Annotated in this window: 13 protein-coding genes; 4 read left to right on the forward strand and 9 right to left on the reverse strand. The window is 68.9% G+C overall.

Annotation, left to right across the window (positions count from 1 at the left end; all coding sequences use genetic code 11):
• Window positions 1-270: 270 nt before the first annotated feature.
• From ACIOJD_RS24550 to ACIOJD_RS24560, 3 genes are read left to right on the forward strand one after another with little or no spacing between them, the layout of a single operon-like run.
• Window positions 271-1,671 (forward strand): MFS transporter, encoded by a 1,401-nt coding sequence (locus ACIOJD_RS24550; RefSeq protein WP_401917455.1) that lies wholly within the window; start codon window positions 271-273, stop codon window positions 1,669-1,671.
• Window positions 1,668-2,057: a RidA family protein gene (locus ACIOJD_RS24555; protein ID WP_401917457.1), complete on the forward strand. Its 390-nt coding sequence runs from the start codon at window positions 1,668-1,670 to the stop codon at window positions 2,055-2,057. Before ACIOJD_RS24550 ends, ACIOJD_RS24555 begins: the two co-directional genes overlap by 4 nt.
• On the forward strand, window positions 2,054-2,698 hold the full coding sequence (locus tag ACIOJD_RS24560) for an RraA family protein (RefSeq protein ID WP_401917459.1): 645 nt from the start codon (window positions 2,054-2,056) through the stop codon (window positions 2,696-2,698). Before ACIOJD_RS24555 ends, ACIOJD_RS24560 begins: the two co-directional genes overlap by 4 nt.
• A gap of 89 nt (window positions 2,699-2,787) precedes the next feature.
• Here ACIOJD_RS24560 and ACIOJD_RS24565 read toward each other — a convergent pair whose 3' ends face one another.
• The 9 genes from ACIOJD_RS24565 to ACIOJD_RS24605 all read right to left on the reverse strand — a co-directional run bounded on the left by ACIOJD_RS24565 (window position 2,788) and on the right by ACIOJD_RS24605 (window position 13,035).
• Entirely contained in the window at window positions 2,788-3,573 is a 786-nt protein-coding gene (locus tag ACIOJD_RS24565) for an SAM-dependent methyltransferase (protein WP_401917461.1), read from the reverse strand.
• A gap of 181 nt (window positions 3,574-3,754) precedes the next feature.
• Window positions 3,755-4,618, reverse strand: a complete 864-nt coding sequence (locus tag ACIOJD_RS24570; protein ID WP_401917463.1) for a helix-turn-helix domain-containing protein — start codon at window positions 4,616-4,618, stop codon at window positions 3,755-3,757.
• A 215-nt stretch (window positions 4,619-4,833) separates the two neighbouring features.
• On the reverse strand, window positions 4,834-5,706 hold the full coding sequence (locus ACIOJD_RS24575) for a trypsin-like peptidase domain-containing protein (RefSeq protein ID WP_401917465.1): 873 nt from the start codon (window positions 5,704-5,706) through the stop codon (window positions 4,834-4,836).
• Between the two features lie 149 nt (window positions 5,707-5,855).
• Window positions 5,856-6,122, reverse strand: coding sequence for a hypothetical protein (locus ACIOJD_RS24580; RefSeq protein WP_401917467.1), 267 nt, complete (start codon window positions 6,120-6,122; stop codon window positions 5,856-5,858).
• Window positions 6,123-6,185: 63 nt separating this feature from the next.
• A complete protein-coding gene (aspA, locus tag ACIOJD_RS24585) occupies window positions 6,186-7,592 on the reverse strand; it encodes an aspartate ammonia-lyase (protein ID WP_401917469.1) in 1,407 nt (468 codons plus the stop codon).
• A gap of 82 nt (window positions 7,593-7,674) precedes the next feature.
• Window positions 7,675-8,793, reverse strand: a complete 1,119-nt coding sequence (locus tag ACIOJD_RS24590; protein ID WP_401917471.1) for an asparaginase — start codon at window positions 8,791-8,793, stop codon at window positions 7,675-7,677.
• A gap of 2 nt (window positions 8,794-8,795) precedes the next feature.
• Window positions 8,796-10,412, reverse strand: coding sequence for an amino acid permease (locus ACIOJD_RS24595; protein ID WP_401917472.1), 1,617 nt, complete (start codon window positions 10,410-10,412; stop codon window positions 8,796-8,798).
• On the reverse strand, window positions 10,409-11,143 hold the full coding sequence (locus ACIOJD_RS24600) for a FadR/GntR family transcriptional regulator (RefSeq protein WP_401917474.1): 735 nt from the start codon (window positions 11,141-11,143) through the stop codon (window positions 10,409-10,411). Before ACIOJD_RS24600 ends, ACIOJD_RS24595 begins: the two co-directional genes overlap by 4 nt.
• Window positions 11,144-11,325: 182 nt before the next feature.
• Entirely contained in the window at window positions 11,326-13,035 is a 1,710-nt protein-coding gene (locus tag ACIOJD_RS24605; RefSeq protein ID WP_401917476.1) for a purine-cytosine permease family protein, read from the reverse strand.
• Between the two features lie 375 nt (window positions 13,036-13,410).
• Here ACIOJD_RS24605 and ACIOJD_RS24610 point away from each other — a divergent pair, with 375 nt between their 5' ends.
• The gene (locus tag ACIOJD_RS24610; protein WP_401917478.1) at window positions 13,411-14,898 is read left to right on the forward strand and encodes a M14 family zinc carboxypeptidase; all 1,488 of its coding nucleotides are present in this window, start codon (window positions 13,411-13,413) and stop codon (window positions 14,896-14,898) included.
• Window positions 14,899-14,926: the final 28 nt, after the last annotated feature.

A 14,926-nucleotide genomic window follows, 5' to 3' on the forward strand; every position in this document is an offset into this window, starting at 1 on the left:
CTACCCCATCAGGCCGTAACGGGACATTTACCTCACGGTGCGGGCCGCGACACACTTCCCTGCGTTCTCGACACAACTCCTGAAACCGAGCTGAGTACGCCGAGCCCATGGGCCGAGTCGCCCACAGGAGCCGATGGGCATGTGAACACTCGATCGCCGCCAACACTGTACGAATGCTTCTTGCGGTCACCCGGGGCGCACCACAAAGTTGGCCCATCCATTCCGCGCAAGCAGAGCCGTCGATGACCCGTGCTCGAAACGGAGCTCTCCATGACGACCCGTACGCCCGATCCGACCACCCCCGAACCCACCACCGTCGAGCAGACCGCCCCCGGGAAGACCGTCGCGGCCCAGCCCGAACCGCGGAAGATGCGCAAGATCGCCGTCGCGAGCGTGATCGGTACCACCGTCGAGTGGTACGACCTCTTCGTCTTCGGTACCGCCTCCGCGCTCGTGTTCGACAAGATTTTCTTCCCGCAGCTGGACGGCACGATCGGCACCCTCCTGGCCTTCCTCACCTTCGCCTCCGCCTATCTGGCGCGGATGGTGGGTGCCATCCTCTTCGGGCACTTCGGTGACCGGGTGGGCCGGAAATCCATGCTGCTGACCTCTCTGATGATGATGGGTGTCGCGACGTTCGCGATCGGCCTCGTGCCGGACTACAACACCATCGGGGTCGCCGCGCCGCTCATCCTGCTCGGCCTGCGGGTCGTCCAGGGCCTGGCCCTCGGTGGCGAGTGGGGCGGCGCCGTCCTCATGACGGTCGAGCACGCTCCCTCCCACCGGCGCGGCTTCTTCGGCTCCATGGTCCAGATCGGTGTCCCGATCGGAACCCTGCTCGCCAACGCGGTCTTCCTGGTGGTGGCGTCCAACACCGACACCGCCGAACTGCTCTCGTGGGGCTGGCGGATCCCGTTCCTGATCTCCGCCGTCCTGGTCGGCGTCGGCATCTACATCCGGCTGCACATCGAGGAGACGTCGACCTTCCAGGCCGTCAGGCAGGCGGGCGCGAAGGCCAGGATCCCCTTCTTCGTCCTGATGCGTCAGTACTGGCGCCAGGTCCTGCTCGGCGGCGTCGCCACGCTCTCCACGGGCTCGACCTTCACCCTGATGATCACGTCCGGCGTGAGCTACGGGACCCAGGAACTCGGGCACTCGAAGAATCTGATGCTGTGGGTGGTGATGGCGTCGTGTGCCATCGCCTTCACGCTGATTCCCCTCTTCGGACGCCTCTCCGACCGCTTCGGCCGGAAGCCTGTCATCTATGCCGGAATCGCGGCGGAGGCGGTTCTCGCCTTCCCCTTCTTCTGGCTTCTCGACACCGGATCGGCTTCTCTCGTATTCGTCGCGTACGCGCTGATGACCGTCGCTTTCGCCGCCAACTACGGCCCCATCGCGACATTCCTCGCGGAGCTTTTCGGCACCCGGGTCCGGTATTCGGGACTCTCGGTCGCCTATATGCTCTCCGGCCTGCTCGGATCCGCCGCGACACCGGCGATCACCGTCGGGCTGCTGTCACTCACCGGTGAGAGTTCTTCCATCGCCTGGTACATACTCGCCGCCGCTCTGGTGTCCCTGATCGCTCTCTTCCTGCTCTCCGAAACGCGATTCGGGAACATCGACGAGGTGGACGCGGAATCCCCCTCTTCGCACAACGAGGTCAACGCATGAGTGACATCGAACGGTTCGTGTCGGCTCCGGGCGTCCCGGCCGCCGTCGGCCCCTACGTCCAGGCGACCTCGGCCGGTGGATTCGTCTTCACCACCGGGCAGATTCCGGCGGCCCCGGGGCAGGCGACCGGCACCTTCGAGGACGAGGTACGAGCGACACTCGGCCACCTCGAATCCGTACTCACGGCGGCGGGATCCGATCTCGACCACATCGTGAAGGTCAACACGTACCTCGGCTCGCACGACCAACTCGACACCTACAACCGGGTGTACGAGAAGTTCTTCGCCGGTCATCGCCCGGCGCGGACCACCGTGTGCGTGGGTCTCTGGGGCGTCTCGATGGAGATCGACTGTGTCGCCGTCGTCAAGACGGAGCAGGGCGCGTGACGGAGACCGGGCAATCCCCGCCCGGCCTCCCCCAACTCCTCGAGCGCGCCGCCGGTGTCGACTTTCCGACGCTCGGTCACTTCCTGGAGGACGGATTCGTCGATCTGACCCTCCGGCGGATCGGCCTCGCCCAGCGGATGATCGGGACCGCCGCCACGCTCCGGCTCGACGCACCGGACGCCGCGACGGTCAACCGGGCGATCGTCCAGCTGCGCCCCTCCGAAGTGCTGGTCATCGACGCGCGGGGGGATCACGCGCACGCGGTCGTCGGCGCGGTGACGGCGGCCGCGGCGCGGGCTCGTGGCGCCTCGGGCATCCTCGTCGACGGCGCGGTCACCGACCGCGACGCGCTCGCCGACCCCCGGACCGGCCTTCCCCTCCATGCCCGTGGCACCACCTGCCTGACGACCAAGAGGCTGGACGGCGCGCGAGGACACCGGCAGGTACCCGTCGTCGTCGGGGGCGTCCGGATCGAACCGGGGGATGTGATCCTCGGCGATGCCAACGGCGTGATCGCTCTGGCTCCGGACGTCCTGGCCGGCGCACTGGACGCGGCGGAGCGCTCGGACGCGGCGGAACCCGGCCTCATCCGCCGGATCGTGGAAGGCGAGGCGCTGGAAGACCTCCTCTTTCTCGGCTGACCGCGCGCCGGTCCCGTACACCGGTCCGGGCCCGGCGCGCGGGCCGGTGTACGCCGGAGGTACCTGGGTCCTGTCCGGTCGGACAGTACCTAAGCGACGCGGGCGACTCCGACGTAGACAGCGTTGTCCTCACTCGCCGGAGCGGCGGTGTCCTTGTACCACCGAGGGCCCGTCACCAGACCCGGCTCGACGAGGTCGAGCCCGTCGAAGAACCGCTCGACCTCGGAGTGGGTACGGAACCGCAGATCGATGCCGCCATTGGCGTACGCCCCGGTCACCTGGTTCGCCACCTGCGGGTGGAAGTCGAAGGTGCCGTGCGAGAGCACGAGATGGCTGCCGGACGGGAGCGCGTCGACAAGGGTGCGGGTGATGCCGTACGGGTCGTCCTCGTCCGGGACGAAATGCATGAGGGCGACCAGGGAGAGGGCTATGGGGCGGCTGAAGTCCAGGAACGCACGGGCGTGTTCGAGGATCGCCTCCGGCTCCCGCACATCCGCCTCGACATAGTCGGTGCCGCCCTGCGGAGTGCTGATCAGCAGGGCCTCGGCATGGCGCAGGACGATCGGGTCGTTGTCGGTGTAGACGATCCGGGCCTTCGGATCGATCCGCTGGACGACCTGGTGCAGATTCGGCGCGGTCGGTATGCCGGTTCCGATGTCGAGGAACTGGTCCGTGCCCTGTTCGGCCAGCCAGGCGGAGGCACGGTGCATAAAGGCGCGGTTCTGCCGGGCGCTGCGCTTGCCGAGGTCGGGTAACCGCTTCCCCACTTCCCTGTCCACGGCGTAGTTGTCCTTGCCTCCGAGCAGATAGTCGTACACCCGCGCCGGGTGCGGTTTGCTGGTGTCGACCTGGGGTCTGGGCGTACCGGTGGTCATGCCGAACTCCGATGGGTCTGACGCGGTACCGGACGCCAGCCCGACGCGGGCCCGGCTCCTGTCCGACGCGTACCTGATGCGTGTCTCGTCATCGACGGGCACGGACGCACCGTCCGGTCCCGTCACCGACGGGTAGGGACTGTCCCGTCGTGAGGAGTACGGACGGGGAGGGGACGGGCGTTCACAGTTCCCGGCGGAAATCGGCGAGGAGCTGTCTGGTGCGCCCGGCGGACTCCGCGTGCGCCACCATCCGGTCCATCGCCTCCATGTGCTCCGAGACCTCGCCGTCCTCGTCGAGATAGAGCGCGCCGGTCAGGTACTCGACATAGACCATGTCGGACACTTCGGGGGCGTCGAAGCGGAACAGCACGAACGGACTGTACGTACCGGGGTGATGGCCGACGGCGAACTCGGCGATCTGGAGCGTCACATTCGGCATGTCGGACACGGCCAGCAGATGGTCGAGCTGCCTGCGCATCAGCGGCGCCGGACCCACCGGCCTGCGCAGCACCGTTTCATCCAGCACGGCCCAGAACACCGGGGGTTCGGAGCGGCTGAGCAACATCTGGCGCTTCAGGCGCAGCGCCACATGACGCTCGATCCGCGCGGCGTCGGCGGTACGCCCCAAGGCCCCCGTGGTCAGGACCTCGCGGGCGTACTCCTCGGTCTGGAGCAGCCCCGGCACGAAGTGCGGCTCATAGGAGCGGATGATCGTGGCGGCCTCTTCGAGGCTGACGTAGGCGCTGAACCAGTCCGGGAGAATGTCGTGGAAGCGCTGCCACCAGCCCGGCTCGTTCGCCTCGTCCGTCAGCCGCAGGAAGACCTCGGCCTCGGCACCGGGCACGCCGTACGCGGGCAACAGGATCCGCAGGTACGGGATCTTGAGCGCGACGTCGGCCGTCTCCATCCGGCGGACGGTGGCGGCGGTGACACGCAGCAGCCGGCCGGCCTGCTCCCTGCTCAGTCCCGCCTTCTCCCGCAGAATCCGCAGTTGTCTGCTGAGAACGAGCTGCCCGATCGTCGGGGCAGAACGCGGCTCGCTCACACCCCACCCCCACGCACCAAAGGCATACCGGGCAGTCTGCCACAGCAACGTGGGCACGAGTGAGGCTTGTTGGCGGACCCGCTGTGGATTGCGCCCGCGTCCTGGAGCCGACGGCCGGCAGTGTCGCGGGGCAGCGACACCGTCGCGAGCCCGGCACTTACGCGCGCAGCGCCGCCGGTCCCCCTGGCGGCGCTGCCGTAGTTGCGTTCCGGCCGTCAGGGCTTGGGCAGGGCGCAGCCCGTGCGGCTCAGGTCGATCTTGTTGCCCGCGCCGACGCACGGCACGATCAGATAGGTCTCCTGGGCGTAGTTGATGCCCTGGCGCACGGTGACCGTGCCGTTCGCGTCGACCTCGCACGGGTTGTTGAGCGTGCAGCGGCCGCCGTCCTCGTTACCCGTGTTGTTGACGGCGACGACCTTGCCGGTGGTGTTGTCGATCACGGGCGAGCCCGAGGTGCCGCCGATCGTGTTGCAGGCGGAGGTGTAGCGGACGGAGTCCTTCCAGGTCCAGTCGCCTTCCTTGAGACGGTAGGCGAAGCCGTCGACGTTGCAGCTGTAGATCCGCTTCCAGTAGCCGGAGACGACCTTGATCGCGGAGCCCTGTGCCGGGCGGGCGGCGTTCAGCTCCAGCGCGGTGATTCCGTAGGTGCTCTGGATCTGGGCGTAGGTGCTGGTGAGTTGGTACAGCGAGATGTCGGTGTCGGTCATCGTCGCGTACGCGATCTTGCTCGCTCGCAGGGTCCCGACGCCGCTGCCCGAGGAGTTCAGCAGAGTGAAGGTGCGGGAGGACGCCCGGTCGGTGATCACCTGGCCGGCTGCGGGGAAGCCGCTCTCCAGGCAGTGTCCGTTGGACAGCACGAGGGCGGGGTCGGTCGGCTGTGAATCGGGTGTACGGACGACAGAGCCGGAACAGTTGCTGAGTGCCACCGTTCCGGCGAAGTCGACTGCCTGGACCTTGGCTTGGGGTACGGAGCCGGCCTGGGCGGTCTTGCTGGGCGCGCCCGCGTCATGGCTTGTGGCCATCGCGGGTGCCACACCGGCTCCGAGGAGCAGGGCGGCGAGAAGCGCACCAAGGAGAGGCTTTCTCATGGGGGTCCCCTCTGTGACCGAAGTTCCTTCGGTTTGTCATGGGCATTGTTGACGCATGCGCGCCAACGGGCAACCACGCCTCACAGAGGGGCCGTTCGAACACACCGATGGGGGCGGCACCGGTGTCGGCGCCGCCCCCATCAATGCGTTCAGCTGAGCAGGTCGTTACCGGCCTTCACCGCGTCGCTGCCCGCCTTCACGACGCCCTTCACGGCGCCCACTTTCTTGTTGACCTTGCCCCCGACGACCCCCTCCACGACCGGCTCGGCCTTCACGGCCACCGTCGCCGCGGTCTGCGCCGCGCTGCTCAGGGTGTTGCCGAATTCGAGGGCCTGGGCAGAGGGGGCGACGGCGGCGAGAAGCGCGGTGCCGGCCGCGGCAGTGGCCGCGCTGGTGAGAAATCGATACACGTTCATGGCCGGTGTAACGCGCGTGAGCCCCGGAGGACACGCGACCGGTGGCCGGGGCATACGTGTGGCCTACTGCCGGTCCGTGCCCGCGATCACCTCAGGGCGCAGCAGAGCGGCGAGCCGCTCGGCCGGGAGCAGCCCACGCTCCAGCACCAGTTCGGCGACGCCGCGCCCGGTGGCGAGTGCCTCCTTGGCGATGTCGGTCGCGGCCGTGTAGCCGATGTGCGGGTTGAGCGCGGTGACGAGCCCGATGGAGTTCTCCACGGTCGCGCGCAGGGTCTCGGTGTTGGCGGTGATGCCGGAGACACAGCGCTCGGCGAGAGTGACGCAGGCCGCACGCAGATGGGTGATGCTCTCCGACAGGGAGTGCAGGATGATCGGTTCGAAGGCGTTGAGCTGGAGCTGCCCCGCCTCGGCGGCCATGGTGATGGTGACGTCGTTGCCGATCACTTCGAAGGCGACCTGGTTGACGACTTCGGGGATCACCGGATTGACCTTGCCGGGCATGATGCTGGAACCGGCCTGCACCGGCGGCAGGTTGATCTCGGCGAAGCCCGCGCGCGGTCCCGAGGAGAGCAGACGCAGGTCGTTGCAGCTCTTGGAGAGCTTGACCGCGACGCGCTTGAGCACTCCGGACAGGTGGACGAAGGCCCCGCAGTCCTGGGTCGCCTCGACCAGGTTCGCCGAGGTGACCAGCGGCAGACCGGTGATGTCCGCGAGGTGGTGGCGGGCGGCCTCGGCGTACCCCTTGGGGGCGTTCAGGCCGGTGCCGATGGCGGTCGCGCCGAGGTTGATCTCGTGGACGAGGAGGATCGCCTCGGCCAGCCGGCTCTGGTCCTCCTCCAGCATCACGGCGTACGCGGAGAACTCCTGGCCCAGGGTCATGGGCACCGCGTCCTGGAGCTGGGTGCGCCCCATCTTGAGGATGTCGTGGAACTCCTCGGCCTTGGCCGCGAACGCCTCGCGCAGGACCGTCATCGCGTCGAGCAGTTCCCGTACGGCGATGATCGTGGCGACATTGACGGCGGTCGGATAGACGTCGTTGGTCGACTGGCTGAGGTTGACGTCCTCGTTCGGGTGCAGGTGGCCGTGGTCGCCCTTGTCGTGGCCGAGGATCTCCAACGCCCGGTTGGCGATGACCTCGTTGGCGTTCATGTTGGTCGACGTACCGGCGCCGCCCTGGATCACGTCCACCACGAACTGGTCGTGCAGGAGGCCGTCGTCCCGGATCTCCCGGCAGGCGGCGGCGATGGCGTCCGCCTTCTCGCCGGTGAGCAGTCCGAGGTCCTGGTTGGCGCGGGCCGCCGCCTCCTTGACCGCGGCGAGCGCGTCGATCAGATGCGGGTAGGCGGAGATGGCCGTACCGGTGATGGGGAAGTTCTCCGTGGCGCGCAGGGTGTGGACGCCCCAGTACGCGTCGGCGGGTATGTCGCGGTCGCCGAGCAGGTCATGTTCACGGCGGTGGCCGGCAGTCATGGCGCAGGTGTTCCTTCGTGAGGTGGTGAGGGTGGTGTCCCGCGCATGCGGAACGGTCTCGCGCGTGTGGAGCAGGTCTCCGTCACAGGACGGAAGAGGCGGGCCCTTCGGCGGAAGGGGCCGGCCCTTCGGGCCGGACGCGCTGCTTGGGCCGCGCGGACCGGCCGACCGGGTCGGATCCGGTGGGAGGAGGGGCCAGCGCGCCCGCCGCACGCAGGCTGCCGACCTCCTTCCCCCCTCCGAGTACCGGCGTACGGGCGAAGGAGGCGAGGACCTGGGGGTCGACTCCGCACCGGGCGAGGGCGGCCGCCGTCACGGGCATCCGGGCGCGGTCGGCGCCGTCGGCTATCTTCACGCCGACAGCGCGCCCGTCGGGCAGCGCCGCGATCTGTACGCCCTCGAATCCGTCCTTGGCGATCAGGCCCGGCACCGCGCGCATCAGCAGGGCGACGTCCCGTCCGCTGCCGGACACCAGCTCCGGGTGTTCGCGCATCGCGTCCGCGACCCGGCCCTCGTCGGTGTCGGGCGCGGCCGTGGCGAGCCGGGCGACGGCCCGGGTGAGGCCGTGCAGGGAGACGGAGAACAGCGGCGCCCCGCATCCGTCCAGGGTCACCCGGGCGATGCCCTGCTCGGTGAGGTCCTCCACGGTCACGGCGAGCTGCCACTGGAGGGGGTGACCGGGGTCCAGGTAGCTCTCCAGCGACCAGCCCCTGGCCTTGGACGTCATCAGCATCGAGGCATGCTTGCCCGAGCAGTTCTGGGCGAGCCGGGTGGGTCCGAGGCCCGCGCGCAGCCACCGTTCGCGCATCGCCGTGCCGTACGGCAGATCGGGGACGTTGCGCAGGTCGTCCTCGGTCAGCCCGGCGGCGCTCAGGATGCGCCGGGCCGTGGCCAGGTGCCGGTCCTCGCCGGAGTGGCTGGCCGCGGTGAGGGCCAGCGACTCGGTGTCCGGCGGCAGCAGGCCGGCGCGCAGCAGGCCGACCGCCTGGACGGGCTTGAGCGCGGAGCGCGGATAGAAGGCGGCCTCGATGTCGCCCGCCGCGAACTCCACGCCGCCGTCGGCCGCGAGCACGACGACCGAGCCGTGGTGGACGCCTTCGACTATGCCGTCGCGCACCACATGGGCGACGGGGACGTGGGCCGGTTCGCGAATGGCGGGCGGCTCCGCGTGGACGGGGCGCGGGGCGGTGGTGTGGCTCATGATCAGCTCTCGGTGTTCGTGGTGCCGTCGGTGCCGTCAGCGCTGCCGGTGTTGCCGGCGCTGCCCGTACCGCTCGTACTGTTGCTGTTGCTGTTGCTGTTGCTGTTGCTGTTGTGATTACCGGTCACACTGTCGGTGCTGCCGGTCTTCTCGTACGCCGCGGCGTCCCGTACGGTCCCGACCCGGCCCCGTACCAGATACCAGCCCATGACCAGCGCCGCCGCGATGGCGGGCAGGGACAGGACGGTCGTCCGGCCGGGCCCTCCGTCGGCCCACATCAGGACCAGTACGGACGCGAGGAAGATCAGGGTGACGATCTCGGTCCACGGCGAGCCGGGGAGCCGGTAGCTGGGGCGTTCGAGCTGCCCGGCCTGTGTCTTCCGCCAGAAGAGCAGGTGACAGACCATGATCATGGCCCAGGTGCTCAGAATGCCGATCGCCGCGAAGTTCAGCACGATCTCGAACGCCTCGCTCGGCACGACGTAGTTGAGGCCCACGCCGAGCACGCAGACGGCGGAGGTGAGCAGGATGCCGCCGTACGGGACCTGGGTGCGGCTCATCACGCCGGTGAATTTCGGCGCGGAGCCGGACATCGCCATCGAGCGCAGAATGCGGCCGGTGGAGTAGAGCCCGGAGTTGAGGCTGGACATCGCCGCGGTGAGCACGACGAGATTCATCACACCGCCCGCCGCCGGTATCCCGATGTTGGACAGCACGGTGACGAAGGGGCTCTCCTTGCCCGAGTAGGCGTCCCACGGCAGCAGCATCGTGAGCAGCACGACCGAGCCGACGTAGAAGAGGGCCACGCGCCACATGATCGAGTTGATGGCCTTCGGCATGATCTTCTCGGGCTCCGCGGTCTCGCCCGCCGTGACGCCGACCAGTTCGACCGAGGCGTACGCGAAGACGACCCCCTGGATGACCAGCAGCATCGGGAGCATGCCGGCCGGGAAGAAACCGCCGTTGTCCGTGATCAGCGAGGGGCCGGGGGTGTGGCCGTCGACCGGCTGCTGTGTGACCAGCAGGAAGATGCCGATCAGCATGAAGAGGACCAGCGCACCGACCTTGATGATCGCGAACCAGAACTCCAGTTCGCCGAAGATCTTCACGGAGATGAGGTTCACGGTCAGCACGACCGCGAGGGCGATCAGGGCGATCACCCACTGCGGGACGTCGGTGAACATGCCCCAGTAGTGCGTGTAGGTCGCCACCGCGGTGATGTCGGCTATTCCGGTGGTCGCCCAGTTCAGGAAGTACATCCAGCCCGCGACGAACGCCCCCTTCTCGCCGAGGAACTCACGGGCGTACGAGACGAACGCCCCGGAGGACGGCCGGTGCAGTACGAGCTCTCCCAGTGCCCGCACCACGAGGAAGGCGAACACACCGCACACCGCGTACGCCACGGCCAGGGACGGACCCGCGCTGGCGAGACGGCCGCCCGCGCCGAGGAACAGCCCGGTGCCGATGGCCCCGCCGATGGCGATCATGTTGACGTGCCGGGACTTCAGCGACTTGCTGTATCCGGCGTCACCCGCGTCGACGTGCACGGTGTGCTGTGCCGTCGCCGGCCGCTGGTCCCGCGGTTTCTGGTCCGCCTGCTTGAGGAACTGGTCGCTCACGTCTGGTCTTCGCCTTCTGTGGGGGAAACCGTGCGGTGGGGCGGCCGCACGATGCTGGTCAGCGTCGATTCGACGCGTGCGAGATGGTGTGTCATCGCTTCGACGGCGTCCGGCTCGGAGCGGTCGATCAGCGCCTCGACGATCTCGCGGTGCTCCTGGTTCGACTGCTCGCGCCGTCCGCCGAGCTCGTTCAGAAACGCCGACTGGCGGGCCAGCGCGTCCCGGATCTCCTCTATGACCCTGCGGAAGACCGGGTTCTGGGCGGCCTGGGCCACGGTGAGGTGGAAGAGGGTGTCCATCGCCACCCACGCCGTGGTGTCGGTCTCACGCTCCATCCGCTCCAGCAGGTGGGAGAGATGGTCGAGATCTTCGGGGGTACGCCGTAGGGCCGCGTACCCGGCCACCGGGATCTCCACATGGCGGCGTACCTCCATGAGGTCGCTCGCCGCGTAGTCGCCGAAGGTCGGATCCTCGACCGGACCGTTGGCGACGACGAAGGTGCCCTTGCCGGTACGGGACACCGTGAGCCCCATCGTCTGCAGAGCGCGCAGGGCCTCACGGAGTACGGGTCTGCTCACTTCGAGGCGGCGGCAGAGCTCCGCTTCGGAGGGAAGCTTCTCCCCCACCGCGTACTCTCCGCCCTCGATGGCGGCGCGCAGATGCACCAGGACCGCTTCCATCGCGCTGATCCGCCGGGGTGCGCCAGCTGTCTGGCTGTCTGACAGGTTCACCCGGGCATCCTGGAACGCCCGGGAGAACACTGTCAAGGGGTGTGACGTCCCCTTATGCACGACGGCGGCCGGGTCACACCGCCACGTGACACTCGGACCGCACATCGCCGGTCGGGCACCTCCGGCCCGGTGGCAGCTGCCACCGGGCCGGGGAGAAGCGGATCAGGTCGTGTGCGAGCGGGTCACCCGGCGGTGGCGGGTTCCGCCGGGAGCACGTGGTCGCCCGCCTTGTCCGTGCTCAGGCACAGCGAACAGACCACCGCGTCATGAGTACGGCAGGCGGCCAGGTCGGGGCGTTCGAACTCCTGCCGGCACACATGGCACTCGTACGTGGTCGCGGCGGGATTGCCCTCCGCGTCGAGCAGCGGCTCGTCGATCCCGTCGTCCGTCCGCCGCAGGTAGTAACGGCCCTTGGTGACCACGGCCATCAGCGGTGTGACGACGAAGGCGATCAGCGCGGCGGCGACGGGCGAGTACGGCTGGAGTGTGTCGCCCAGCGCGTGGAAGTACATGGCGATCGACAGACCGGAAGCGGCGACGAAGGCCACCACACCCACCGGGTTGACGGCGTAGAGCATGCCGCGGCGGAACTCGGGGGCGTGCGGGGACAGTTTGAGCAGGTACTTGTTCACCCCGATGTCGGTGGCGACGGTGACGACCCACGCGATGGCGCAGTTGGAGTAGAAGCCCAGGATGTTGTTGAGGAAGCTGAACATGTCGGCCTCCATCAGGATCAGCGCGAACGCCAGATTGACCAGGACGAAGACCATCCGGCCCGGGTAGTGCTTGGTGACCCGGGTGACGGAGTTGGTCCACGCCAGCGAGCCGGAGTAGGCATTGGTGACATTGATCTTGATCTGGCTGATCACCACCAGGACCACGGCGAGCGGAACGACCAGCCAGGACGGCATCATCGCGTCGAAGGCGCCCCGGAACTGCTGAATCGGCTCGGTGGCCGCCACCGGCCCCACCTCGGAAAGGATGTACACGGCCAGGAAGACCCCCATGGCCTGCTTCAGCGCGCCGAGCACCACCCAGCCGGGACCGGCCATGATCACCGCGGTCCACCAGCCGCGCCGGTTCGCCTCGGTCTTCGGCGGCATGAAGCGCAGATAGTCGATCTGCTCGCCGATCTGCGCGATCAGTGACAGACACACTCCCACGCCCAGCAGCACGGACGCGGTGTTGACGCCCCCGTCGCCGTCGGATCCCGCATACGAGAGGAAACGGTTCACCGTGCCCGGGTCGGTGGCGATCAGGTACACCAGCGGGCCCACCATCAGCAGCAGCCAGACCGGAGTCGTCCAGACCTGGAGTTTGCTGAGCGCCTTCATCCCGTAGATGACCAGGGGGATCACCATGAGGGTCGAGACCAGGTACCCCAGCCACAGAGGCAGTCCCAGGCCCAGCTTGAGCCCCTGCGCCATGATCGAGCCTTCGAGGGCGAAGAAGATGAAGGTGAAGCTGGCGAAGATGACACTGGTCAGGACGGACCCGTAGTAGCCGAAGCCGGAACCCCGGGTGATCAGGTCCAGGTCGATGTTGTAGCGAGCCCCGTAGTAGGCGAGCGGGAAGCCGGTGACGAAGATGACCGCGGCGGCGACGGCGATCGCGGCCAGCGCGTTCCCGGTGCCGTGCGCGAGGCCGATACCGGCGCCGATGGAGAAGTCGGCGAGATACGCGATCCCGCCCAGCGCGGTGGTCGCGACGACCATCGGTGTCCAACGGCGGTACGAGCGCGGGGCGAACCGGAGGGTGTAGTCCTCCAGCGTCTCGTCGGCGGCCAGGCCCGTACCTGTCCCGCTCGTGGCGACGGCCGACGGCCTCTCGGGAGGACCGCCGGCCGGCGGGTCGTCCACCGTGTCCGACTGTGCGTGCAGCCCTGTGTCCATGGCGGGACAGTAGGCAGCGTGTGTTTCCCGGCATCGGCTCGCAGATGTCGGCCGCGTTTCCGGCGACCCGGGACCCATCGCCTCCGGTGCGCACCCGCCCGCACGGCCGACGGCTCCCACCTCCCGCTGCAACGGCGGTCGTCGGCCGCCCCGACGATCTCGGCACACCAGGCGGGCCCCGGCCTCGTCGACGGCCGTCCACAGGGCGTCCGGGACGAGTTGCCTCGCCAGTACGGGACTTACCCGTCATCGGCAGACGGCGCTGGAGCGGTGCCTCACCGAACGCGCCTGCGGGCACGCCTCCGGACGCGGATCCGGCACGCCTATCTTTGCGTTGACACAGTTTCTCGACGACACCCGGAGAACCACACCCCCATGGCAAGCGCCACCTCTCAGCAGTCCGCCCCCTCATCCGGCCTCACCCCGGCGGAATGGGTCCGGCGCACCGGGACCGTACCCACGACGGACACCTACCCGGGCATGGACGAACTCCTCTCCTCCTTCCGGGCGTTGGCCGCGCGGCATCCGCGTCGGATCACCGAGCGGCGGATCGGCACCAGCCGCCTCGGCGAACCCCTGTACTGCTTCACCGTGCACCACCGCGACGCCCCCGCCGACAACCTCACGGACACCGGCACCGGCTCCGTACCCCACTTCGTCGTCGTCGGCGGGGTGCACCCCAACGAGCCCGTCGGCGCCGTCACCGCCCTGCACCTGGCGACCGAGTTGTGCGAGGACGACGGGCTGCGGTCGCACTTCGGCGGCGAGTGGCACATCGTGCCGTGCATCGATCCGGACGGTGCCCGGCTCAACGAGGGCTGGTTCCGTGCCCCCGCCGACAAGCGGCTCTACGGACGCCACTTCTACCGTCCCGCGGGCGACGAGCAGGTCGAGTGGACCTTCCCGTTCTCCTACCGCGACGCCTACTTCGACCGGGTCCTGCCCGAGACGCTCGCCCTGATGCGGCTGCTGGACGCCACCCGGCCCCGCTTCCTCACCACACTGCACAACTGCGAGGCGGGCGGCGTCTATTACTACGTCAACCGGCCGGCGCCCGAACTGTACTCACTCCTGGAGGCCATCCCGGCGGCGGCCGGAATCCCGCTGGCCACCGGCGAACCGGAGGCCGCGCACGCTCCCCGCTACGCGCCGGCCGTGTACGGCTGCATCGACATGCGGGACGCCTACGACTATCTGGACAGCCTCGGAGCCGACCCCGCCACCGAGATCTCGGGGGCTTCGAGCGCCGCGTACACCGAGGCATACGGCACCTTCTACTTCGCGACCGAGGTCCCGCACTGGGCGCACCCCGACGCCGACGACAACACGCCCGTACCGGAGAGTTACGCGGATGTCGTGCGGCAACGGGCGGAGGGACTGTCCGGCACCGGCGAGGTACTGGGCTCGATCCTCGACGCCGCCGGTCCGCAGCTGACCATCCCGACCCCGTTCCTGCGGGCCGTACGGGACTTCGTCCCCTCGCTGCCCAAGATCGCCGCGCTGGAAAGGACCCGCGCCGACGGCCTGGAGGCCCGGCCCGCGACCGTCGCGGAACGCTACGCCTGCCGGCACTCCGTGCACAGCTTCCGCATCCGGTTCGGCGGCATGCTGCTGCGTGCCCTGGGCGCCGAACTGACCGCGGGCACCGCCACTCCCCTCGTGCGCGAATGCCACCAGGACCTGCTGCGCGTGTACACCGCGTGGGAGGACGAGGCGGAGCCGGTGACGGGCGATCCCCTGCCGATCGCGACGCTCGCCGGAATCCAGTACGCCACGCTGCTGGGTGCCGCCGACCACGCACGGACCACTCCCGTTCCGGAGCCGGCGACCGCCCGCCGTGAAGGGGCCGGGAAGCCGCTGTGACCCCGTATCCGTTACGCCGTCTCCTCGC

The sequence above is a fragment of the Streptomyces sp. NPDC088116 genome, from assembly GCF_044741745.1.
Lineage (GTDB): Bacteria > Actinomycetota > Actinomycetes > Streptomycetales > Streptomycetaceae > Streptomyces.